The 24,006-nt window shown below is 42.1% G+C and carries 15 protein-coding genes; 12 read left to right on the top strand and 3 right to left on the bottom strand.

Annotated elements, in window-relative coordinates:
- Nucleotides 1–193: 193 nt before the first annotated feature.
- Nucleotides 194–3,001 carry a glycoside hydrolase family 2 protein gene (locus LH29_RS10780; RefSeq protein WP_045029503.1) on the bottom strand — a complete coding sequence of 936 codons (2,808 nt, stop codon included), beginning with the start codon at nt 2,999–3,001 and terminating at the stop codon, nt 194–196.
- A gap of 437 nt (nt 3,002–3,438) precedes the next feature.
- On the opposite strand from LH29_RS10780, the gene LH29_RS10775 reads away from it, so the two are divergent.
- From LH29_RS10775 to LH29_RS10760, 4 genes are all read left to right on the top strand, one after another.
- Nucleotides 3,439–7,347 (top strand): hybrid sensor histidine kinase/response regulator transcription factor, encoded by a 3,909-nt coding sequence (locus tag LH29_RS10775; protein ID WP_045029500.1) that lies wholly within the window; start codon nt 3,439–3,441, stop codon nt 7,345–7,347.
- 396 nt (nt 7,348–7,743) lie between these two features.
- The gene (nrfH, locus tag LH29_RS10770) at nt 7,744–8,319 is read left to right on the top strand and encodes a cytochrome c nitrite reductase small subunit (RefSeq protein ID WP_045029498.1); all 576 of its coding nucleotides are present in this window, start codon (nt 7,744–7,746) and stop codon (nt 8,317–8,319) included.
- Nucleotides 8,320–8,328: 9 nt separating this feature from the next.
- The gene (nrfA, locus tag LH29_RS10765; RefSeq protein ID WP_045029495.1) at nt 8,329–9,852 is read left to right on the top strand and encodes an ammonia-forming cytochrome c nitrite reductase; all 1,524 of its coding nucleotides are present in this window, start codon (nt 8,329–8,331) and stop codon (nt 9,850–9,852) included.
- 21 nt (nt 9,853–9,873) lie between these two features.
- On the top strand, nt 9,874–11,091 hold the full coding sequence (locus tag LH29_RS10760; protein ID WP_045029492.1) for an alginate export family protein: 1,218 nt from the start codon (nt 9,874–9,876) through the stop codon (nt 11,089–11,091).
- Between the two features lie 295 nt (nt 11,092–11,386).
- On the opposite strand, the gene LH29_RS10755 is transcribed toward LH29_RS10760, so the two are convergent.
- Nucleotides 11,387–12,484 (bottom strand): PepSY-associated TM helix domain-containing protein, encoded by a 1,098-nt coding sequence (locus tag LH29_RS10755; RefSeq protein WP_045029489.1) that lies wholly within the window; start codon nt 12,482–12,484, stop codon nt 11,387–11,389.
- A gap of 61 nt (nt 12,485–12,545) precedes the next feature.
- Nucleotides 12,546–14,933: a TonB-dependent receptor gene (locus tag LH29_RS10750; RefSeq protein WP_045029487.1), complete on the bottom strand. Its 2,388-nt coding sequence runs from the start codon at nt 14,931–14,933 to the stop codon at nt 12,546–12,548.
- 868 nt (nt 14,934–15,801) lie between these two features.
- Here LH29_RS10750 and LH29_RS24305 point away from each other — a divergent pair.
- The 8 genes from LH29_RS24305 (at nt 15,802) to napA (ending at nt 23,994) form a co-directional block, all read left to right on the top strand.
- Nucleotides 15,802–15,960: a VOC family protein gene (locus tag LH29_RS24305; RefSeq protein WP_082063587.1), complete on the top strand. Its 159-nt coding sequence runs from the start codon at nt 15,802–15,804 to the stop codon at nt 15,958–15,960.
- A gap of 376 nt (nt 15,961–16,336) precedes the next feature.
- Nucleotides 16,337–16,789, top strand: coding sequence for an OsmC family protein (locus LH29_RS10740; protein WP_045029484.1), 453 nt, complete (start codon nt 16,337–16,339; stop codon nt 16,787–16,789).
- A gap of 540 nt (nt 16,790–17,329) precedes the next feature.
- Nucleotides 17,330–17,527 carry a DUF2200 domain-containing protein gene (locus LH29_RS25020; protein ID WP_262485560.1) on the top strand — a complete coding sequence of 66 codons (198 nt, stop codon included), beginning with the start codon at nt 17,330–17,332 and terminating at the stop codon, nt 17,525–17,527.
- Nucleotides 17,528–17,570: 43 nt separating this feature from the next.
- Nucleotides 17,571–17,693, top strand: coding sequence for a DUF2200 family protein (locus LH29_RS25120; protein ID WP_394330985.1), 123 nt, complete (start codon nt 17,571–17,573; stop codon nt 17,691–17,693).
- 348 nt (nt 17,694–18,041) lie between these two features.
- The gene (locus LH29_RS10730) at nt 18,042–18,929 is read left to right on the top strand and encodes a 4Fe-4S dicluster domain-containing protein (protein ID WP_045029481.1); all 888 of its coding nucleotides are present in this window, start codon (nt 18,042–18,044) and stop codon (nt 18,927–18,929) included.
- Between the two features lie 20 nt (nt 18,930–18,949).
- A complete protein-coding gene (nrfD, locus tag LH29_RS10725; protein WP_045029479.1) occupies nt 18,950–20,284 on the top strand; it encodes an NrfD/PsrC family molybdoenzyme membrane anchor subunit in 1,335 nt (444 codons plus the stop codon).
- Between the two features lie 10 nt (nt 20,285–20,294).
- A complete protein-coding gene (locus LH29_RS10720; protein ID WP_045029477.1) occupies nt 20,295–21,152 on the top strand; it encodes a c-type cytochrome in 858 nt (285 codons plus the stop codon).
- 40 nt (nt 21,153–21,192) lie between these two features.
- Nucleotides 21,193–23,994 (top strand): nitrate reductase catalytic subunit NapA, encoded by a 2,802-nt coding sequence (gene napA / locus LH29_RS10715; protein ID WP_045029474.1) that lies wholly within the window; start codon nt 21,193–21,195, stop codon nt 23,992–23,994.
- Nucleotides 23,995–24,006: the final 12 nt, after the last annotated feature.

The raw sequence follows: 24,006 nt of genomic DNA, 5'->3' as shown, positions 1-24,006 counted from the left end.
AATTCCTTTTTACAACCGGTAATTCCTCCCGAAAGATTTCAGGACAAGCTGTTTTTATTCATTTAAGGTTCACACTTATATTTATTTGGATAATTCTCCGGTATTAGTTTTAAAAAGTTCTTTTGTGAAAATAAGTCGCAAAAAAATGGCTGCAAGATTGATCCCGCAGCCATTTTCTAACAGTTGAGCAATACTATTTGGCTCTAAAATCGAACCACAATGTTATCGGATAACTTTCGTCGCCACGGCGTTCGGAGAACATTCCTTTTTTAGCACCTGGTCCCAACCGGTCGGTTTGGTAAAATTTGGTTCCAATTGCCGGAATCTCGTACAGGAATGAAATATCGCCCTCGGGAAATGCCGGATAAGTACCACCTGCCACGTGTTGTGGTTTTGCAGGTTTAAACAGCTGGAAATACAGGTTGGGCGTTTCCGAGATAATGGTAACCGGACTTTCGGTTGTTTCCAGGGTTGCCCAGAACAGGCTTGCATGGTAACCTTTAAACTCCGGATAAACCATATTTTCAAAACTTTCGCCGGTGATGGTATTGTTGTATTCTTTCTCCCAAACGCCAATTTCGTTGCCTTTTAAGCGGTTCTTCCAAACACGATAAGGCCCGCTTCCCATCCATTTAACGCCGGTACATTTGATTTCGGGGTAATTAAATGAAATCCCCACAAAATCAACATCGGAAACTCTGTCGCGAAGCGGGTTGGCAACCAGTTTCAGTAAGCCACTTTTTTCGAGTGTCCAGGTTATTTTGCGCGGATAGTTTTTGTTGGTAATTTCAAACCCGAAACTACCATCTTCATTCATTTTCCATTCGGTTCCGGTAACTTCGTGTTCAACGCCGGTTGCAACCGGACCACCTGTGAACGACACGTTTCCTTTACCGTTTTTCACCGATAACAATGTCCCGTCGGCCTTGCTGAATTCAATTGCCACATCGGCTACCGAAGCGGTTACAGACTTTTCTGTTTCTTTTAACGAGATTTCGGAACTTCCGGTGTTGAGTTCGGCCAGCAATTCTTTTGCTTTGTCTGCCGGCTGAATAACCGGCCAGCTCCAGCTATAAAGCTCTTCGCCATGTGGACCGATGGCAGTAAAACGGAACACATCGGCATTTTCAAGTGAATTGTTCAGCGCTATTTCCACCTGGGCGGTTTCACCCGGTTTCGCGTCAGGGCTTTCTATTGTTCCCGAACCAAGTTGTTTTTCATCTTCAGGACTGAGACCTGTTTTTACGGCTTCCCATTTAAACGTGCATTGGTTGAGGTTGGTGTAAATGTATTTGTTCGACAAAAACAAGCGGCCGTTCCAGCTTTTTACAATGGCTACCGGCTCTACCTGCACCGGCGACCATATTTCTTTAATGGTATAAAAGCTGGCCTCTTTTTCGCGGTGAGGTCCCAGAATTCCATCGGGAGCGTGGTTGCCATCGCCATCATATACGGTTTCCGGCTTATCGGTGCGCAATACAGCTTCGTCAACAAAAACCCACAAAAATCCTCCTGCGTGAAGTGGAGAAGTCTGGTAGTTTCGCCAATAATCTTCCAGTCCGGCTCCATGACCACCATCGTACAATCCGTGCAGAAGCTCGGTTGGCATAAACGGATCGTTGCCATAAATATATCGTCCAATGGCATAATCAAATTGAGGGTAGTGATGCGTGTCGGCGCCATTACGTAACAACCACGGGTAAATTATCGGACGCTTCTGAATATCGTATTCATGGAAAGTCTTTTCGTTTCTGAAATCCCAGCCACCTTCATTTCCGTGGTCGAAGATGACAACACTCGCGTGGTTTTCGTCTCTTAAAATGGTTTCTTTAATTAGTTTCGGGCCAACAATAGTGTCGTAACCTTGCTGCCAGCCGGTAACTTCATCGAGCACAAAAAGTCCCAATGAGTCGCAAAGGTCGAGGAAACGTTTATCGGGAGGGTAGTGCGAGCAGCGAACAGCATTCATATTCATTTCTTTCATCAAATTGATGTCCATGATGTGATTCCTGTCGCTAAGCGAACGACCGGTTTCTGGCCAGAAGGAGTGGCGGTTTACACCCTTAAAAAGCACTTTCTCGCCGTTTACATAAAAGCCGTCGTGTTTACGCAGTTCAACGGTTCTGAATCCAATACGTTCGGTAACTTCATGCAAAACATCGCTACCTTTTTTTAGCGAAATTTTCATGTTGTACAAGGTTGGCCATTCCGGATTCCAGGCTTTAATAGTTGAAAATTTGCCCGATACCCAGACTTCTTGTTTACCTTTTTCAATCTCCACCTGAACAGGTGTTCCGATTTCATTTCCTCCCAAGTCGAATAATTCAACTGTGGCTGATAGATCTGATTTTGATTCGTTCAAATCGATTAAAACATTAAAAGAACCGTCGGCTTTAGGATCGATTGCTGTACGGCTCATGTGTACCTCAGGAAGTACTTCGAGGACAACCGGGCGGAAAATTCCACCAAAAATCCAGAAATCGGCCTGGCGCTCGGCACGGTTGATCGATTCGTTGGCCGAGTGTTTGGCTACATCAACCTCCAGCAGGTTGGTTTGCCCGTATTTTAGTAATTTGCTTATGTCGTATTTAAAACGGTAAAAACCGCCCTGGTGCATTTCTCCGGCCGATTTACCATTAATCTTAACTTTGGTGTCGGTCATCGATCCATCGAAAACAATGTTAATGGTTTTGCCTTTCCAGCTGCGCGGCACTTCAAATTCGTGTTTGTAAAGGCCGTGTTCTTTTCCCAGCTTAATATTTTCGTTGGACCAGTCGTGGCCGTAATTATAGGTTCCGAAACCCTGAAGTTCCCAGTTGGATGGCACAGCTATTTTTGTCCAGGAGTTGCTGTTTCTGCCATCGGTACAGAAAAAGTCCCATTCAACCGTATTATCGGCATCGGTTCCCGAGAGGTAAACGATTTCTGTAGGTTGGGCAAATCCCTGAATAGTTGTAAATAAAGGGATTGAAATAAGTAAGAGTAGTAGTTTTAAGCGCATGTTTTAATGTCTAGTATTAAAAAATGTAATAATTCAGCAAAATCTTCCTGTAAAAGAAAGACAATTTTGATGTTGTCTGTTTCAAGCGAATTAGAGGTACAGTAAAAATAGAAATTTTTAAATGGATGCGAATTATCCGGTTAATAAATCAATTGCAGTATGGTTTAAAGTGCCGCTGTTCTATTTTGAATGTTTTTTTATACAAGGGATTTGTGTTTTATTTCGAAATTTTGGAACGATCAATCAATGAACGTTGTTCGTATTTGTTTTAATTCAGTAGGGCCGGTGCAATTGAACAGTTCGAACCATGGCCCGTTGGTTTTGTAAAACCAGGATTATGTGAGTATGGTTTTTTAATGTTAAGCAAAAGTTTTTGTTTTTTTGAAAGTTTCTTTTTTCCTATCATTGCAGTAGGGACAAAATTTAGAAGGGTGATAATGAGGATAAAAAAATATATACTATTTAGCCTGTTTAGCTTGCTGGTTACAGGTTTTTCAATAGCTCAAAACAAGAATAACGTCCATTTTTATAATCTCAACGACAAATTCGGGATTTCGTTGCGCGAAACCAATTCGGTGTGTGGCGACGATAACGGTTTTATCTGGGTGGCGTCGAAGATGGGAATCATACGGTATACTCAAGACGATATCAGAATTTACCAGTTACCTTACGAAAGTACCAATGTGGTAACCGCCGATTTAACGTACAGCCAACAAAATCTATACGTTTATACCAATGCCGGGCAGATATTCAAATACAATTCCATTAAAGACCGTTTTGAATTGTTGATCAATTTGTCGCGGGTTCTTCGAAATCCCTATCTAGGTGTTACAGGAATGCTCGTCGATCACGAAAAACGTTTATGGATATCGTCAACTACCGGTATGTATTACTTCAGCGAAGAAAATGGGCTTAAGGCAACCACTGTGGTGAATAATGTTTCGGCAATGACCTGGTACGATACCGAAAACATTATTTATGCTGAACAGGATGTGTTGAAACTATTCAATATTAATGAATTGGTTTACAAACCGTTTTATATGTTTCCTTCAGGTACAAGCTATGCAGTATCCTCTTTTTTACACGATGAACTGCAGGATGTTTGGTGGATAGGAACTATGGGAAGCGGGCTTTTTGTGTTTGATAGTAAAGCGGAACAGAAACTGACTCCTATTGTGGATATACCCAGCCAGCCAATATTGGCGATCGAGAATTTTACCACATCATCGGTGTTAATTGGTATCGATGGGCAAGGAGTTTGGGAGCTGGATAAAAACAGCTATGAAGTTCTTGCTGTAATGAAAGAGAACGCTGATAACATGGGCTCGTTAAAAGGTAATGGTGTTTATGATATTTATCGCGACAATAATAATCGAGTGTGGGTATGTACCTATAGCGGGGGAGTTTCGTACCTTGATATGGCCAACCCCATTGTAACCCAAATTAATCATATTGCAAATAACAACAACTCGCTTGTAAATAACGATGTTAACGCAGTATTGGAAGACAGCAACGGAAATTTTTGGTTTGCAACGAATAATGGTATCAGTTTCAGGAATAACGCTACGGAACAATGGAAATCTTTTTATCACAATAACGAGAAGCATGCACAGGTATTTTTAACCTTAAAGGAGGATAGCCGGGGACGCATTTGGGCCGGTTCGTATGCTTCGGGGGTTTATCTACTCGACAATAAAACCGGTGAAGAGTTAAAACATCTGAGTCTCGAATCAACCGATGGCCAGTTTGGAAATAATTTTGTGTTCGAGATTATGGACGATCAAAATGGTAATTTCTGGATTGGTGGCGTTCGCGGAGATTTAATCCGTTATGATATTAAAACCGAAACTTTCAGGTCGTATCCGAATATGACTGTGGGTAAGTTGCTGAATTATAAAGAAAACAAATTACTGATTGGGAACACCAACGGATTGGTTGAATTTGATATAAATACAGGACAAACCGAAACTATTGTAGAAGGGTATATTGTAAACGATATTTATCTGAAAGATAATGTGGCCTGGCTTTGTACCGTTGGAAGTGGCATAATTCGTTACGATTTTATTACACACGAACAGGAGAATTTTACCGTGGATGATGGTTTGCCGTCCAACTTTGTTTCAAGCATTCAGTACATGGATGGTTATTTTTGGATTGGAACCGAGCAGGGACTTTGCCGTTTTAAACAAAGCGACCGGTCGATTTTAACCTTTAACGCCTTGCCTGCCGTAAGTAATGTGTCGTACAACCTAAGGGCCATTCAAGTGCTTGATGGAGACAGGTTAATGATGGGAACCAACAACGGAGCATTAATTTTTAATCCGAATGAAATTAAACCTGCTGAAAATAAAGGAAGTATTTTCCTGCAGGAACTTACCGTTTCGGGGCGTTCAATTCACGAACTTGAATCTCCGTCACTCACCAAACCTTTAAACGATCTTGAGAAACTGTCGTTAAAATATGCACAGAATACCATTAGCCTTGAAATGCTGCCAATCGGGGTAACATCTCCCGGGGCCCGTTTTTCGTGGAAAATGGACGATCTTGACGCCGAATGGACAACACCGGCCAACAACAAAATCCTGTCGTACTCAAATATTCCAAGTGGAAATTATACGTTGCGGATAAGAATGTACGACAGTTCAAATACACAACTTCTTGCCGAGCGTGATATCAAACTCAATGTAATTCCGCCGTATTGGGCCACCTGGTGGTTCCGGATACTTATAATTTTATTCGTGTTCGGTCTGGTAGTATTCTTTATGATTTACTATATCGAAAACCTGAAAAAGGTGCATTCAGAGGAGAAAATCCGCTTTTTTGCCAATACCGCGCACGATATCCGTACATCGTTAACCCTTATAAAAGGGCCGGTTGAAGAGTTGAACAAAGAGCCTGTGTTAACATCAAAGGGACATCATTATTTACATTTGGCTACCGAACAAACACAACGACTGTTAAATGTGGTAACGCAGCTGATGGACTTTCAGAAATCAGACATTGGTAAAGAACGTATTTCGCTGCAAATGGTTGATGTGGTGAAGGCCACTAAAAACCGTGTTATGATGTTCGAATCGTATGGCAACAGTAAAAATATTGAGATTCATTTTAAATCAAATTTACCGAAGTTTGTTACGGCTGTCGACGAAACACTTATCGATAAAGTTGTGGATAATCTAATTTCGAATGCCATAAAATATTCGAATAAGGATAGCGATGTAAATGTAAGTCTACATTGCTCGGAACAGCGATGGGTTTTGGAGGTGCAGGATTTTGGAATAGGAATAAGCAAAAAGGCACAACGGCAGCTTTTTAAAGAGTACTACCGGGCCGAAAACGTGGTAAACTCTAAGATTGTAGGTTCCGGAATTGGTTTACTGCTGGTGAAAAATTATGTGAATCTGCACGGCGGAAAAATCAATTGTTTTAGCCAGCTGAACGAAGGATCGATGTTTCAGGTTGTTATCCCAACCAAAAAGCTGGACTCAGAGCCCATTGAAAAGGAAAGTATTCAGCGTAAAGAACTGCAACCTCCGGTAACAAAACAAGAGTTTAGCCCGGTTGTGCCGAATGAAGATGAAGAACCCGAGGCACTGAAAATGAAAGTACTTATTGTGGAGGATAATGAGTATTTGCGCGAGTTTTTAAAAACGGCAATGGAGCCGCAGTTTCAGGTTTACCTGGCAAAAAACGGCGTACAGGCCTGGGAGCTGATTGAAAAGCAAACACCCGACCTTGTTGTGTCGGATATTATGATGCCGGAAATGGATGGTTTTGAGTTGTGCCGTAAAATTAAATCAACTTACGAAACATCGCATCTGCCCGTAATTCTATTAACGGCACTGGCCGGAAAAGCAGAACAGTTAAAAGGATTAGGTTTAGGTGCTGACGATTACCTTACCAAACCTTTCGATGTGTCTATTCTGCAACAGCGAATTCGCTCGTTGGTGAAAAACCGGGAGATCATCAGAGATAAGGCATTAAAGGTGATAAAAGGAGGTGATGATTCAGCAATTGTAGAAAACGAACTCAACGATAAATTCCTGAAACGAATGGTAGAGGTGGTTCACGAAAATATGGCCAATGCGCAATTCTCGAAAAAAGATTTTGCTTCCGAAATGCACGTAAGTCCGTCGTTACTGTACAAAAAAGTAAAATCTTTAACCGATCAGTCGCCTACCGATTTTATAAAAATGGTTCGTTTAAATCATTCGCTCGACTTGTTGCGCACCAAACAATATAATATTACAGAGGTAAGCGAGCTTTGTGGTTTTGCCAGTGTGGGGTATTTCAGCACTGTTTTCAGAAAACATTTTGGCAAATCGCCCACGCAAATGATGGGATAAAGATTTTAGTGCCTGGTTTTTTGTAAGTTTTTCTACTCAAATCTGTTCAGTGGACCGCATTGTTCATGATGTTTTTCATTAGTGTAAAAGCATAATTACCTTGTTGATCGGTATAATTAAAACTGGCTTCACCATATTTTTGCCACTCATAAAGTCTGCATCTATACCGAAGTAAATGGGCTTTGCAATACCGTCTGTGTAGCTTTAGTTTCCAAAAATAAAAAACTTTGTTTGTAAGGTTTTTCATGGGAAGACTTGACTGATTATCTTAACCCAGCCCCGGCTCCTAATTTTCCAATATTTATATTCAATATATCCAAATTGTAACAATTGGTACAAAATTTATGTATGATTCAAAAGATATTTACCGCATAAAAGATTGATCAACCAATTGCTATGTTAAAACAACTACTTCCGCCTAAAAAATGGCAACTTCCGGTAATTTTCATTTCAAGCATATTTGCAGGTCTTGTAATGTTTCTGCTTTATGTTTCAAAAGCACATTCATATCTTAGCGATAAGCCTGAGACATGCACGAATTGCCACATAATGGCACCGCAATACGCTACCTGGACCCACAGTTCGCATCGTGAGGTTGCCCACTGCAACGACTGCCATGTTCCGCATAACAACGTCTTCAATAAATATTATTTTAAAGCAAAAGATGGTTTGCGCCACGCTACAATTTTCACCTTGCGAAAAGAGCCACAGGTAATTTATATTCACGAGGAAGGTGCCGAAGTAGTACAAAATAATTGTATACGTTGTCATCAGAAACTGCTGGAAGATCCCAAACTGGTAGGAAATGTTGAGGCGCACAAAGCACATCGCGAAGACCGGCGTTGCGTGGAGTGTCATCGTGAAGTACCTCACGGTCGTGTAAATAGCATTTCGAGTGTGCCTAATGCGCGGGTACCACTACCCGAGAGTCCCGTTCCGAACTGGATAAAACAATACATAAAAAATAATTAAATCAGAATCATGAGTGCAAAACAAAAACTAACCGAGAAACGCCCGTGGTTGGCGTGGATATTCTTTTTAGCAACTGTTGTTGTGGTTTTCTTTCTTGGCCTGCTGGCTTCATCAATTGTTGAAAGAAGAGCGGAAGCTGCTTACGTTAATGTTCCAAAAGTTGAAATTGGCAAGTTCGAGCCACGAAACGAAGTGTGGGGACAGAATTATCCCCGCGAATTTCAATCATATTACGGAACGGCTGATACCAGCTTTCAGAGTAAATACAATGGCAATACCATGATCGACATGCTCGAAGTAGACCCCAGGCTTGTTGTTCTGTGGGCCGGTTATGGCTTCTCAAAAGATTATAATCAGGGACGAGGCCACTATTACGCAATAACCGATATACAAAATACATTGCGCACCGGTGCTCCAAAAACTCCAAAAGAAGGGCCTATGCCGGCAACCTGCATGACGTGTAAAAGCCCCGATGTACCGCGGCTGATGAATGAAAAGGGTGTGGCTGCGTTCTACACCGGAGCCTGGGCCGAATTAGGTGCAGAGGTGGTAAATCCGATCGGTTGTGCCGATTGTCACGACAATGAAACGATGAACCTTACCATTACACGCCCGGCATTGGTTGAGGCTTTTGAACGAATGGGTAAAGATGTTACAAAAGCCAGCCACCAGGAAATGCGCAGTTTGGTTTGCGCTCAATGTCATGTTGAATATTATTTCAACAAGAAAACGGTTGAAGGTGCTCAGTATCTCACTTTTCCGTGGGACAATGGATTTAGTGTTGAAGCCATGGAAGAATATTACGACAATATGGAGTTTAGTGATTGGACACATTCCATAAGCAAGGCGCCAATGCTGAAAGCACAACATCCGGGTTATGAAATTTACATGACCGGAATACATGCGCAGCGCGGAGTGTCTTGTGCCGATTGCCACATGCCATATAAGAGCGAGGGGGGTCAGAAATTTACCGACCATCATATGCAGTCGCCGCTAAACAATATAGCCAACTCGTGCCAGGTTTGCCATCGCGAAGAGGCAGGTACTCTACTGGCTAATGTGTACGAACGTCAGGATAAAATTATCGAAAACCGCGATAAGTTGGAAGAATTGTTGGTTCGTGCTCATGTTGAGGCTAAAAAAGCCTGGGATCTTGGAGCCGACGAAACTCAAATGGAAGATATTCTGATGGGAATACGTCATGCGCAGTGGCGCTGGGATTACGCTGCAGCCAGTCACGGAGGATCATTCCATTCGCCTGTTGAAGTGGGACGTGTAATTTCAACCGGTATTACCATTGCCCAGGAAACACGAATTGAATTGGCGCGCTTACTGGCCGATCTTGGGCATAATCAGGCAATTCCATATCCCGATATTGCAACCAAAGCAAAAGCGCAGGAGTTTATCGGCCTTGATATGGAAAAACTGAACGATGAAAAGCAGGATTTCCTGAAAAACATTGTGCCGAAATGGATGGAGGAAGCGGAAGAACGCGAGAAAACTTACGATGCTGTTGTAAAGCTGCAGGAATAATAAAAGCTAAACCCGAAGATTATGAAGAATTCCGGAATTACCGTTTTGGTACTGGTGATTATGTGTGTTTCTTTTGCTGCAAAAGCACAGTTTTCACTAACAGGAGAATACCGGCCACGAACTGAATTAAGCCGTGGTTACAAGTCGCTTGCCATTGAAGACCAAAAAGCATCGTTGATCACCTCGCAACGTACACGGCTAAATGCCATGTTCAAAAACGAATACATTATTACCAGCCTGGTATTACAGGATGTAAGGCAATGGGGGAGTCAGCCGCAATTGGTGGGGAACGAAGATTATGCGCTTTCGGTACACGAGGCATGGGCCGAGGTGTTATTTTCGCCCCGGTTCTCGTTAAAAGCCGGACGGCAGGAAGTGGTTTACGACGACCATCGTATTTTCGGAAACGTGGGTTGGGCGCAACAGGCACGCTCGCACGATATGGCCATTTTTAAATACGAAGATGATATTAAACTACATTTTGGTGTTGCGCATAACGAAAACAACGATATTACCAATAACATTTACAATGGCCCCGATGCCTACAAAGATCTTCAGTTTTTATGGTTTAATAAAAGCTGGGACAACAGTGCACTGAGTTTGATGCTTTTGAATAATGGTGTTCCGTATATGCAGGCAGATGAACAGAAAAACCGATACGGCCAGACCATTGGTGGAAGATATACCACGCTTGTTGAAGAGGTAAAGCTGGCCGGTAATCTTTATTGGCAAACCGGGAAACACGTTTCGGGTGCAAAGATCAGTGCGTTGAACGTATTGTTTGAAGCGGCCTATAAAAACTTTGTGGCAGGATATGAACGTCTTTCAGGAACCGATTACAACGAAACGGAGAAATATAAATCGTTTACGCCACTGTATGGCACCAACCACAAATTCAATGGTTTTATGGATTATTTTTATGTTGGCAGCCACATCGGTTCGGTGGGATTAAACGATATTTATTTGAAATACAAGTACACGAAAGATCAATTTGTGTTTGATGCGCATCTGCATTATTTTGGAGCCGCAGCGGAAGTTGCTCCCGACGCTTCCAATTATTTGGGTACCGAGCTTGATCTTTCCGGTAAATGGATTGTAAATCCGTTTACCTCAATTACGCTTGGATATTCAACGATGTTTGCAGGCGATTCGATGGAAATTCTGAAAGGTGGCGATAGTTCTGTTGGGCAGCATTGGGCTTACCTGATGTTATCCGTTACACCATCGTTTATAAAATAGCTTAGCGAGAATAGAAGCGTGTTTATACTATGATTTGATAAAGTACAATAAAGCACCAACATGTTAATTGTTAGTGCTTTATTGTTTTTTTTTAACTGATCTGTAAGATTGTGGAGCAAAAGGGGGAGGTGTCGAACTTTTTGATTGAAGATTACGACGCAGTATTGAAGTTCATTAGTACTGAAATACAACAGAAAAAACTCAAATTGTAATAGAGTATGTTTGGTTATGTTGTAAAACTATTTAAACATTTATTATTCTATTTTCTCCTCTTTAATTACAGACATTTAAATTTTCAGGTAAAGTTGGTTTTGTTATATAATCCATATTTATTATTCGATTTTCTGAATTTGTAAAAACGATAACCTGTTATCAGCAAAATCGCCGGAATAAACCCAGTTATGAATACTAAAATCCGTCCTAATAATCCAAACATTTCTCCAATGTGGATGGGATAAGCCTGGATAACTATTTTTTCGCTTAATGGATTTTGATGATATTCTGCAAATGTAATAGACCTAAGATTTTGGTTTAACTGGACTTCCTTTGTTTGGCGAAGCCCTGCTGAAATAAAGCGTTTTTTTATATACCTGAGCCGATGCGCATCGGACATTTCCGTTGGAAAATAGGCCGTCCGCAGCTTGTATCCGTCTTCAGAAGAACATTGTAACGCATCTTCGAAACTGCGGTAGTCGGAGCCCTCAGTCTCCAAATGTTGTTTTCCTGGTGAATCTAGGATATGGAGCACGCTTTTCCATGCAGGCATAAAAATGAAAAATGAACCGGAGAGAGCAGCAACAAACAGTGGAATCAGAAAAAGAATGCCCAGCAGTTTGTGAAAGTCGTAATGAATAATTCCTAGAGACACATTCTTCAACAACGAAAAACCTTTCCGGGGATTTCTCCGATATCGTTTCCACCACAGATAAAAACCGGATGTTAGTAAAAGCAAAAAAAACAGGATGGTGCTTCCGCCCACAATATAATTACCATAACGTGGGATTAGCAGGGTTCGGTGAAACCTCAATAAGTGTTCAAAAAAACGGATCGAAATGGTTTTCGTGCCAAGCAGATCACCTGTTGCCGGATGAAAATATTGGTATTCGCCATTTTTTAATACCAGCAGGAAGCTCTGTTGTTCGCGATAGGGCAGGTGCAAGGATGCCAATTCTCCTTCAAAATGAAGGTATAATTCAACTGCCGTTTTGTGAATGGTTTCTTCGCTTAATGTATCTACCCTTTCAACGCATAAAACCCCTGGATTTAATACCTGCGACAACTCGGGTTGCCAAACATACAAAGAGCCACTTAGTCCGGACAATGTGGCCACAAAACCACAAACCAAACCGAGCCACAGATGGATTTTTTTTGCAAAGATGATATTACGTTTCAAAGGTTTGATAAATTAAAATCATATGCGGATGAAAGTATCCGCATATGACAGTTCTGACTGACTAAAAACTATAATTCAATCCCAGTCTGGTATTAATTCCCTCTGCAACTCCTGTAAATGTGCGTAGAGGTGCTGCCCATTCTGAGCGGGCCGACAGGTAATACTCGTTCAGCAGGTTGTTAATTCCAAGCGATAAAGACAGGTTCGGCCGCACTTCGTAATCCATGGCAAAATTCAGAATGGTAAAATTACTCACCGGAAATTCGGTGTGGCGAAACGTCCAGTTGCTGTTTATATCCTGGTATGGATTGAAACGCTCGCGTTTGCTTTGATGGATCATTCGCAAGGTCGTGCTCATTTTGGAGATTGGTTTCCAGGTGATATAGGCTGTTAGTTTGGCCGGTGCAATCACATCGCCTCCCAAGTAACTGATGTCGTTTTTGTTGGTTGTACTGTGTTTAAAACCTTCAACATAGGAGTAGGAAGTACCTGCCAGTAGTTTGTTTTCGAAAAGTATGGCATCTACCGAGACTTCGCCGCCGAAAATATCCTGTGGCTGTTTCGACGGAACAAAAGCATTGGCTTCATCGCTGAATACAACACCGGTTCCCAGGTTCGATTGGCTGTAATAGCCAACAGCTTCAATCCGGATATTTCTGAATTTGGACATGAATCCGAACTCAAAGTTGTCTGTTACTGCCGCTTTCAGGTTGATGTCGTTAATATCAGAAGTAACCGCGGAACGCAGAATTACACCCAGGTCAGCAATGGAAAATCCCTGAGAGTAACTTATGTAAGGTGTAAATTCATCGTACTTAATATAGCGCATACCGAAGTTCCAAGACACATTGCTGAATGTTAGTTTTCCTCCGTCTACGTCTACCGAAGATGTGAAATTTCCATCGGCTTTGGGAGAATAGGGAAGTGTACTGTAATCGTCGATGTTCATTTGCATATCATCGTAGCGAAAACCGGCTTTCAGCACCCAATTATCATGTAAATTGAAAGTGGATTGCAGGTAAGGCGCCCAGCTGACCATTTCGATGTTGGGAACCCAAAGGCGCCCGTCGAGCAATCCCTGATTTGTTTCATCACGCAGAATGTCTACTCCGTATGTAAGTGTTATTCCTATGCGTTTTTCGGTTGTTATTTGCGTGTTGAAGTTGGGGCGAATACCGTATTTTTCGGCATTGATGACCGATTGTCCCCCGTTTTGGAAGCTTTCGGAATAGAAAAAGATATTTTTGGTTTTTTGATAATACAGGTCGGTTTCGAAATGTGTTGTTCCCATGAACAGGTTATCAACGTCATATTTTAAACGGGCATTCGTTAGCCGGGTTCCTGTAGGTTCCTGTCCAGGAACAGAACCTTCTTTTCCATATCCGGGCGTGAGGATATAATCGCCGTCGGCATTAAGTACCTGCACTTGTGCCAGCTCGGGGATGAAGGGTGTTTTCTGCGCTGTCTCGTAAAAATTGCCATTCAAGGTCAACTTTTGGTTTTCAGAAAGCTGATAACTTACTTTTGCAAAGGTGCTGTAAATATCGGTGTTATCCATGCCATAGGTGGGCAAAAGGGGAACTCCGTCAGCATCGTATTGGTTTCCGGTTCGTTCAAAACTGCCGCTGAGGTAATAGGACAGTTGACTGATCTGGCCTTTCAGCGATTGATAGACTCCCCAGCCCTGGGCATCTTTTGTTTTGGCCAGGTTGCTGGCTCCCCACAAATTCGTGGTCCCTTCGATGGTTTTTTCTGAAGTGCCGTTTTTGGTGATGTAATTTATAAAACCGCCATTTCCGCCATTTCCGAAGATGGAGGTGGCGCCTTTGATCACCTCCACTCGGTTGATGTCGTTCGGATTAACCGATTTGATTCCTAGCAAACCATTCCGGAGCGGTGTCGACTGCGGAATACCATCGACCATTACCAGCAAGGAACGACCACGCATGGTTTGCCCCCAGTTTGAAAATGTTCCGCTTCCGAGTGCCAGCCCCGGAACGCTGAATTGCAATATTTCGTTGATGTTCGAGGTTGATTTGGAGAAGTTACTAAGCTGCTTTACATCGATAACGGTAATCGATGCCGGAATTTCTGAGATGTACTCTGAATTGCGGCTGGCCGACACCACAATTTCATCCAGTTTGCTGAACTCGTCTTGCAATACCACATTGAGTTCAGTGGTTTCCCCTGATTGTATCTGAACTCGATAAACAGCGGTTTGCAAGCCTACCATTCGAAAAGCGACTTTCCAGTTTCCTTCTTTCAGTGAAGAAAGTTCGTAAGAACCGTCTGATTGTGTTAATGTGCCGGTTTGCAGTGCTTCCAGATGAACGGTGGCGCCGGCAACCGGATGATTGTTTCTGTCGGTGACAGTTCCACTGAGCGTGCCCTGTGAAAACGAAGATAAAGAGCTCATTAATAAGGTTAGTAAGAAAATGTGTGATTTCATTTTTAAATTTTATTAAGAATTTGTTCGCAAAAATATGAAACCACATATTGGGAAAAAATCCCTAAATATTATGATTTTTGATATTTGATATAACCTGAAATGGGGGCTTATAAGGAAATTTTATCCTTATCTTTTGCCTTTGTTTTGCTTAGCCTAGATATAAAAATGAAAGTGTAGTTTTAGGATAAATGTGGAAGTAATTTCATGTTTTGTGGATATTGTCTAGGGCTAGTATGGTTCTTTTTATTAGTAATACAATCGCGTAAAGAATGATTCTGAAGATACTGTTTTTCAGTGGCAACAAATTAGGTATTCAGGTTCCCATACGATACAATTTTTAAATTTTAGTTTATTCCGCCATTTCCATTTATTTCCTTTTTCTTCCAGTCTACACCTTCATTTGTGACTCCATAAAGTTAAACAGAACTTACTGTGACTGCGACATTGATCTTACAAGACAAGGTGGCTCCCAACTTTCGCCTGTATTAGCACCGCTATAAATTTCATCATTAAAGCCAACCTCAATTTCTTTACGTTGTTTTTCTTCACTTAGCGATAGCTCTGTTGTTAACTGCCTTAAGGAGGCCTGGTATTTTTTTTATGCTTTTTCTCTTTTTACTCGTTTTTAGATATTATAAAGAATAACGTGAATTGCTTTTTCATTCTTTACATAAAATAAGGATCGATGAACTTCACGTTTTTGATAACTCTTCAGTAGTTGGAATCCTTCGTTATACTGCACATGATCCGGATACGGAAGGGACGATAAAGCATGTACAGTTCAAACTCGGAAAAAATGTTTTTATGGCAATGGAAGTTCATTGGATCATAAATTTAGTTTTAACGAAGCAGTTTCTTTTGTGGTGGAATGCGATACAAGGAAGAAATCGACAATTTCTGGAAAAGATTGTCTGCAGTTCCTGAAGCCGAACAATGCGGATGGCTTAAAGATCAATTTGGAATTTCATGGCAAATTGCTCCGGCTGTTCTTGAAAAACTGATGGGAGATCCTTCCAGGTCACAATAATAACAGACAATTAAATTTTCACGTGTTAAATAATCCGTACCTTTTATTCGACTTTCTGAATTTGAAAAAAGGATGGTCTGATCATATTGTGTGGATTGAAAATTAAGATTTCAGTAATACTTTCAATTTTTTTCTTGAATAAAGTAATCGGAATTTATTTTCTCTATATTTGGGCCTATTAAGATGATAGGATAAATAGATATAAATGAATAAATCACTTTCCATAGCAAACAACATAATGTGTATGTGTTGTTGTATGTTTTCAAAACATGTGGAGGGTGATACTATGCGTTAAAATGTAGATGTAACAAATACAAAGGTAACAAGCCCTTCACGATTTCGTGAAGGGCTTTTTTTTATTATAACTCAAAGAATCATGTCAGATTTAAAATTTAAAATTGAAGGTGAAGCCCAAACACCAGCTCGTTTAGCAGCAAGTGCAAGACAATTTATAATCGTAGTGGATGAACCTCCGGCATTGGGTGGTGATGATCAGGGAGCTAATCCCGTAGAGTATCTTTTGGCCAGCTATGCAGGATGTATTAACGTAGTAGCGCATCTAACTGCCAGGGAATTGGGGATTAAATTATCTGGATTAAAAATTCAGGTAGAGGGTAACCTGAATCCTGCCCGTTTGTTTGGAAAATCAGACGATGAAAGGGCCGGATTTAAACAGATCAATGTACAGTTTTTACCGGAAACGGATGCCAGTCAGGAAGAAATTGAAAACTGGATAGCTACGATCAAGAACCGTTGCCCCATAAACGATAACCTGGCGAATCCAACACCTCTTGCATTCAATTTCGCTAAGGAATTAATAACGACTTAATCTTTTAAATAAACAACTTTTAAAGGGCTAGGCTGAGATGATTTTGCATCTCAGCCTAGCTGCTACTTATTTCTTAACCGACCAACCCGTTTTCAAACCGAAAACAAACCAGCCCAGGTACAATGCTCCAACGGCAAAAATGGTATCGCCAATGGCTAAGCATTACTTAGCTACTAATCACCTCCAAATTAAAGAATATAAACGTACTCGTTAATGGTTTATGCGTCATGAAATCAGGTGTTTATTCCGGAATTTTGTCATCTGAGAAGGATTTTATCCTGATGTATGTGAAATTAAAATCCATTGAAAAAGAAGGGGCAATTCAACAACTGCCCTTAAACTAATAGTAAATCCCAAATACACATTGTGCAGAACGATATAATGGATTGGAAAGGAAACAAAATTGAATGATAGGAACCAGCCGACAGCAAATTGACCAAGTTTGGTGGTAAAACCACAAGATAAGGACTACTTATAAGATTGTTTATTTCCACAGCTGATTAGGTTTATTCCTTTTTTAAACTCAAAAATTTAGTTTCAATGAATATAAGTAAGATCGACGAACGAATTGCCCAAATGACTTTTGCTTCAGTTTATTTGCTTCATGCAGCAGAAATTGAGAAGAAAGGCAGAAGCATCTCAGAACTACGTGAGGTTATTGAATGGTTGATAGGATTCGACGATAAAAAACTAAGGGAACTTATTGAATTAGAAGCGACCTTTGAAGCATTCTTCTAAAAAGCAACGCTGAACGCAAATGTTCATCTAACTAAACGGAGTTATCTGTGGATATCGTATAGAAGAGATTGAAAATCCACTTATACAACAAACGCAGTATTTGGATAAATTAGTAGATGAACTGGCCAAAGGACAAAAGATAGAGAAAATTTTACGAAGAAGCTAAATACATCTCTTGCATTTTATAGGGATTATAGGAACTAAATCTTAAATATTTCCTAAGAGCAAAAGCATCTTAAGACCTGTCATTCCATACGAAGCTTGAAATCCGTAAAATGTTTACCCAACACTATTGTCCCCAAACATCATGCCGATGTTTCTCATGCCTTTCATTATTATTATAAAACGAAAAACTCCCAATTATGAATTCCTGATCAATTGCATTCACCTACGTCAATTCCATTTAAACTAAATAGATTACCTTTTTCCCCATTTTGTAACATCTGTTACAAGTTCTAAGTATTAGCTTGTATAATATTACTTCAAAATTCAACGATTAAACCGCAACTAATTCATGACTGAAACTAAGGGCAACCGAGATCGCGATTCACGTCGAAAATTTCTGAGAAACTTTGGTGCAGCTGGCACATCGCTTTTAATTGCAGGGTGTTCCACTAAAGAGAGCAACGCTAAATCAGGCGAAAAAATAAAAGTACTTAATCAGAATCAGCAGTTGGTAGAGGTTGATGTTTCCGACATTTCCCCTGCTACCATGCAGGCCGATAAAAAGTATTTGAAAAAGAAAGGCAGAACGGGAATTCCGGGGCGTAAGTTTGTGATGGTAGTTGATTTGGCCAAGTGCAAAAATGCACGGCAGTGTATGAAAGCCTGCCAGGGGGCGCATCAGCTAAAACCCGAACAACACCATATTAATGTGTTGGAAATGGAAGACGAAAAAAGTAATAGCACTTATTTCATGCCCAAACCCTGCCAGCATTGCGACAACCCGAGTTGTGTTACAGTTTGTCCGGTTGATGCCACTTTTAAACGTTCGGATGGAATTGTCCTGATCGATAACGAACGTTGTATAGGCTGCCGCTTTTGTATTGCCGCCTGTCCGTATTCGGCACGTACGTTTAACTGGACCGAGCCCCGCGATGCTGAAAAATACAAGGATGTTCCGTACGACATGGAATTGAATGTCCCGCAAAAGAAAGGAACAGTTACCAAATGTGCATTTAGTGCCGATCGTGTTCGCGAAGGGAAACTTCCGTATTGTGTTTCGGCCTGCCCAAACGGGGTGTATTACTTTGGCGACGAGAACCAAGACCTTGTTACCAACGGAACCACACGCGAAACGGTTAGACTAAGTCATTTGCTGGAAGACAATGCAGCATATACACTTATGCCTGAACTGGGAACAAAACCCCGCGTGTACTATTTGCCTCCGCGTAAAAGCTAATCAAACAAATAACTTTAATTATGGCTAAAGTCCGGAATGAAAATACGGTCCTTCTGTCTGAAGAAAAGATAGAAAGGGACCTGCTAAGCAATATTAACTGGAGTAATAAATTTAAAATCTGGTTTGGTTTTTTAACCGCTTTACTGGTGGTATGCCTGTGGTTTTATGTTCTGCAATTGCGCAAAGGGCTGGGTGTTACCGGTATGAACGATATTGTGTCGTGGGGGATTTATATCTCTAACTTTGTGTTTTTTATTGCTGCAGCGCTTATCGGAATGCTTATAAGTTCGGTGTTGGGAATGATTGGCTACACCTGGATTAAACCCATTAGCCGTATCGCCGAGATAATTGCCGTGGCCTTTGCAATGGTGGCCGGTATTGTAATTATTACCGATATGGGGCGCCCCGACCGTTTGCACCACGTACTGCTTTACGGGCGGATTCAATCGCCAATTATCTGGGATATTTCGGTAGTAATGACCTACTTAATGCTGAGTTTGTTGCTGCTTTATATTCCTCTTATTCCTGATATTTCATTATGCAAGGAGAAACTGACCGGCTTACCAAAATTTCAGAAAAAATTATATAAAGTACTTTCGCTGGGATGGGCCGGAAACGAAGCGCAATACAAAACCATTAAACGCTATTTTAAAATCCTGCTTATTCTGATTATTCCGGTGGCTTTGGCCATTCACACCGTAACCTCGTGGTTATTTGCCATGACGCTTCGAACCGGCTGGGATTCGCCAATTTTCGGGCCATATTTTGTGTCGGGAGCCTTTGTTGCCGGTTGTGCAGCGGTACTTATTGCCATGTATTTTATTCAGAAAAACTACAAGCTGCAGGCATACATTACCGACATGCATTTCGACCGGATGGCAAAATTACTCGTGCTGGTTTCGCTGGTTTACGTGTATTTTAATATCAACGAAATACTTGTTCCGGCTTATAAATTTAAACCTTCAGAAGTAAAACACATCGGCAACCTGCTGTATGGACACGATTCATTATTGTTTTGGCTGGTTCAGGGCGGAGGGCTTATTGTGCCGTTTATGCTTTTGATGATTCCAAAAATGCGCAAGCCGCTGCCTGCAATGCTTATTTCGGTAGTAATTTTGGTAGCAGCCTGGTTTAAACGTTACGTAATTGTAGTGCCCACGCAGCTGGAACCTTACCTGCCCATTCAGAATGTGCCCGAAAGTTTTCATTCCTACATGCCAACGCTTCCCGAAATTGCAATTACGGTGGGTACACTGGTAATGGTGCTGATGATTATTAGCGTGCTAACAAAACTGTTTCCGGTGGTGCCCGTGTGGGAAATGAAAGAAGAATTACTGGAAGAACAACATCAATAAAACCTTGTTTATGAAGAATTTTGTATTGCTATTGCTTTTTGTACTTCCCTTATTTGTGGCTGCGCAGGATAACTGGCAGGTTCCAACCGCAGAACAGGAGAAATTGAGTCCGTATGTATTCGATAACGACATGGTGAAAGATGGCGAAGTGCTTTACGAAAACTTCTGTATTTCGTGCCACGGAACTGTAACAAAAAATAATCCTATCGTTTTTGTGCCTTCGCCCGGCGACCCGGCTTCTGAGAAGTTTCAATCGCAACCCGATGGTTCAATTTTTTACAAAATCAGCAATGGGCGGGGGGGGATGCCCAGTTTTGCGCCAACGCTCGAAGAGGAAGAAATCTGGAGCCTGATTGGTTATTTCCGGAATTTTAATAGAGAATACGTTCAGCCCGAATTTGATTACGGTGATGAAGTTTTGTCGGAGTTGGCAATGGTTTTAAGTTACGATCCCAACGTGGACAAGCTGGTGGTAAAAGTTACCAGTAACGGCGAACCCAAAAGCGGAATACAAGTTGGTGCAGCTGTAAAAGGCCTTTTCGGGAAGTTTATTTTGGGAAATGTGGGTACCAACGAAAAAGGCCTTGCCTGGTTTGATGTCGACCGCAATATGCCGGGCGACGAAGAGGGTAACCTCACTGTTCAGGTGCGGGCACAGGAAGGTTATTCGATAAAAAAGGCGGAAGAAAAAATGCAACTGGTTAATCCAACCGAAAGAACAAACCTAATTGCTGGAAGGCATCTTTGGAGCAAGGCCATTAAAGCACCTATCTGGCTAATTGTGGTGTTTAACCTGGTCATTTCCTGTATCTGGGGAATTATTATTTACATCATTATCGGTTTGTTCCGATTAAAAAAAGTGAGTTAAAATTATCCCGTTCCGGGAACAACTGATAAAAGATCAGCATATGGAATCAAATGTATCGCGTCGAAAATTCTTAAAATATTCAGCGGCCACCGCGGCCGCAACAGCAATTGGTGTTCATTTGCCCGAAACCATACAGGCAGCTGGTGCGTTGGTTGAAGCCGGTTGGAAATGGGATAAAGCGGTTTGCCGTTTCTGCGGAACGGGTTGCGGATTGATGGTAGCCACCCGAAACGATAAAATTGTGGCCGTAAAAGGCGATCCGCTGGCACCCGTAAACCGGGGCTTAAATTGTATAAAAGGTTATTTTAATGCCAAAATAATGTACGGCGAAGACCGTTTGAAAACACCGCTTTTACGTGTTGACGAGAACGGGAACTTCAGTAAAACCGGCAAATTTAAACCCGTTTCGTGGAAAAGGGCTTTTGATGAAATGGAAATGCAGATTCGCAAGACACTGAAAGAATTGGGGCCTACCGGGCTGGGTGTTTTCGGATCAGGGCAGTACACTATTATGGAAGGTTATGCGATGGTTAAGCTGATGAAAGCCGGTTTCCGATCTAATAACCTCGATCCCAATGCCCGACATTGTATGGCTTCAGCAGTAGCCGGGTTTATGCAAACCTTTGGCATTGACGAACCCTCAGGAAATTACGATGATATTGAAATTACGGATACCATTGTTTGCTGGGGCGCCAACATGGCCGAAATGCACCCCATTCTTTGGTCGCGGGCAACCGATAACCGCATTTCAAACCCCGACCGCGTAAAAGTGGTTAACCTCTCAACATACCGGAACCGTACTTCCGATTTGGCCGACATCGAAATCATTTTTAAACCCAACACCGATCTGGCTATCTGGAATTACCTGGCGCACGAAATTGTATACAATCACCCTGAAGCAATCGATCAGGATTTCGTAAATAAATACACCCGCTTTGCCACCGGGTTTGTCGATATTGGATATGGTCTTCGCGGAAATGCCAATCATAAAAATTACACTGAAAAAGAAAAAGAAATAACCGGCGTAGAAGTTTCCAAAAAGCTTTCGAAAGCGGAAGGCGAAAGCCTGGCTTATCTCGGATACAAAGAGGGCGACACGCTGGAAATGAAACATACTGCTGCCGCTGGTGCACATTGGGGAATTTCGTTTGCTGAATTCAAAAAAGCGTTAAAACCGTATACTCTCGATTTTGTTGCCGAAGTTTCGAAAGGCGATGAGTCGGAGCCGCTTGAAGCCTACAAAGCCAAACTAAAACAACTGGCCGATTTGTATATTGAAAAGCAGCGCACTTTGGTTTCGTTCTGGACCATGGGAATGAACCAGCACACCCGCGGAACCTGGGTTAACGAACAGGCTTACATGGTTCATTTTTTATTAGGAAAACAGGCGAAGCCGGGTAATGGAGCTTTTAGCTTAACAGGTCAGCCATCAGCTTGCGGCACAGCACGCGAGGTAGGAACTTTTGCTCACCGTTTGCCGGCTGACATGGTGGTAAACAATCCGGCCCACCGAAAAAGATCGGAAGAAATCTGGAAGCTGCCCGACGGAACCCTAAATCCCAAAGTAGGGTCGCATGTAATGCAGATTCATCGCGATATTGAAGACGGGAAGATAAAGTTTGTCTGGATTAATGTGAATAATCCATACCAAAATACGGCCAATGCAAACCATTGGCTGCGTGCCGCACGCGAACTCGATAATTTTATTGTTTGCAGCGAGGGTTATCCCGGAATTTCGGCAAAGGTTTCCGACCTGATTTTGCCTTCGGCTATGATTTTTGAAAAGTGGGGGGCCTACGGAAATGCTGAACGCCGCACCCAGCACTGGAAACAACAGGTTACGCCTGTGGGCGATGCCATGCCAGATATCTGGCAATACGTTGAGCTGGCAAAACGTTTTAAATTACGCGACGTATGGGGGGCACAGGAAATTCCTGGCCTCGAAGGCGGGCTGCCCGATGTGTTACCCGAAATTTCAAAACTTGGTTACAACCCGAACAGTACACTGTATGATGTGCTGTTTGCATCGGATTATGCCAAATCGTTTGAATGGCCTGCCGAAGTTGGTAAGGATACGCTAAACACCGAGGCGGAAGGGGATAAACGAAACGTTTTGGGTGCCGATGGTGAAGCCTGGAAAGGCTACGGATTTTTTATTCAAAAATATTTATGGGAAGAATACCGCCTCTTTGGACTGGGGCACGGGCACGATTTGGCAGAATTCGAAGCCTACCACAAAGCACGCGGTTTACGTTGGCCTGTGGTTGACGGAAAAGAGACACTATGGCGTTTCAATTCAAAATACGATGTGTATGCGCAAAAAGAAAATACCGGCGATTTTGCCTTCTACGGTAATAAAGGAAGTGCCATTGGCAGCGGAACTTTAACGGGGCCAAACGATTCGATGGAAAAAACGGATATGGACAACCGCGCCAAAATTTTCTTCCGTCCGTACATGGACCCACCGGAAATGCCCGACAAAGAATACCCGCTTTGGCTGTGTACCGGCCGTGTTTTGGAACACTGGCACAGTGGAACCATGACCATGCGCGTGCCTGAACTTTACAGGGCCGTTCCCGAGGCGCTGTGTTACATGCATCCCGAAGATGCTACAAAATTCGGAATGACACAGGGCGAGTTAATTTGGGTAGAGTCACGACGCGGAAAAGTAAAAGCCCACATCGAAACACGGGGTAGAAACCGGGTGCCGCAAGGACTGATTTATGTGCCCTGGTTCGACGAGAAAGTGTTTATTAACAAGCTTTGTCTTGACGCTACCTGCCCGATTTCGAAACAAACCGACTTTAAAAAGTGTGCGGTGAAGATTTATAAAACTTCGTAGCCTGAATGCTAA

The sequence above is a fragment of the Draconibacterium sediminis genome, assembly GCF_000949475.1.
In the GTDB taxonomy this organism is placed as follows: domain Bacteria; phylum Bacteroidota; class Bacteroidia; order Bacteroidales; family Prolixibacteraceae; genus Draconibacterium; species Draconibacterium sediminis.
Note: the sequence above shows the minus strand (reverse complement) of the source record. Positions and strands in the feature narration are given on the sequence as shown.